Origin of the sequence: Falsihalocynthiibacter sp. BN13B15, assembly GCF_041205415.1 — a bacterium.
Lineage (GTDB): Bacteria > Pseudomonadota > Alphaproteobacteria > Rhodobacterales > Rhodobacteraceae > Falsihalocynthiibacter > Falsihalocynthiibacter arcticus.
In genome coordinates this window covers 1-1,048 of the sequence record NZ_JBGFCE010000060.1, presented here as the reverse complement: position 1 = coordinate 1,048, position 1,048 = coordinate 1, and the positions used below count along the sequence as shown (strand labels likewise).

The 1,048-nt window shown below is 55.0% G+C and carries 1 protein-coding gene; it reads left to right on the top strand.

Going from position 1 to position 1,048, the window contains the following annotated elements; genetic code table 11:
* A partial coding sequence (gene cysK, locus AB9F26_RS22120; RefSeq protein ID WP_369769113.1) for a cysteine synthase A occupies nt 1-1,026 on the top strand: 1,026 nt, incomplete at its 5' end.
* Nucleotides 1,027-1,048: the final 22 nt, after the last annotated feature.

Below are 1,048 nucleotides of genomic sequence, written 5' to 3'. Positions count from 1 at the left end.
GATACAATCGGCGACACACCGACTGTGCGCATCAACAATATTGCACCAGACCATGTTCAGGTTTACGTAAAATTTGAGGCGTTCAACCCGGGCGGATCCGTCAAGGACCGATTGGCGGTCAATATCATTGAGGCCGCCGAGCGCGATGGACGCCTGAAACCCGGGCAGACCATCGTAGAGGCAACGTCCGGCAACACCGGCATTGGTCTGGCAATGGTGTGCGCGGCCAAGGGCTATCCGCTTGTCGTGACTATGGCAGACAGTTTTTCTGTCGAAAGGCGGCGTTTGATGCGCTTTTTTGGAGCAAAGGTCGTTCTCACGCCTCGCGCCCTGAAAGGCTTTGGAATGTACACTAAAGCGAAAGAACTGGCCGAGGAAAATGGCTGGTTTCTGGCCAGCCAGTTTGAGACACCAGACAATGCCGACATTCACGAAAGCACGACCGCCCGCGAAATACTCGCCGATTTTGAAGGTGAGCGGCTCGATTATTGGGTGACGGGTTATGGCACAGGCGGAACGGTGTCCGGCGTCGGGCGCGTGCTACGGAAAAGCAGGCCAGATACCAAGATCGTCCTAACTGAACCGGTCAATTCGGCGATTTTGGCATCCGGTTATATCAACACCAGAAACGATGCCCATCAGCCGACAGAAAGTCATCCAGCGTTCGAACCGCATCCGATCCAAGGTTGGACGCCCGACTTTATCCCATATGTACTGCAAGAGGCGGTGGACGGATCTTACTACGATGAGCTTCTACCTGTGGCGGGATCCGACGGCATCTCATGGTCGCGGCGTCTGGCAGCTGAAGAAGGTATTTTCACCGGTATATCCGGCGGCTCTACCTTTGCGATCGCGATGAAAATCGCAGAGACCGCGCCGAAGGGTTCAGTGCTACTTGTTATGTTGCCCGATACCGGCGAGCGCTACCTTTCGACTCCGTTGTTTGAAGGCATCGAGGAAGAGATGACGGATGAGGAAACGGCGATTTCTCAGTCGACCCCAAGTGCACAGATGGTTAGCGGCTAATCACGCCTAAGAGCAGATCAGC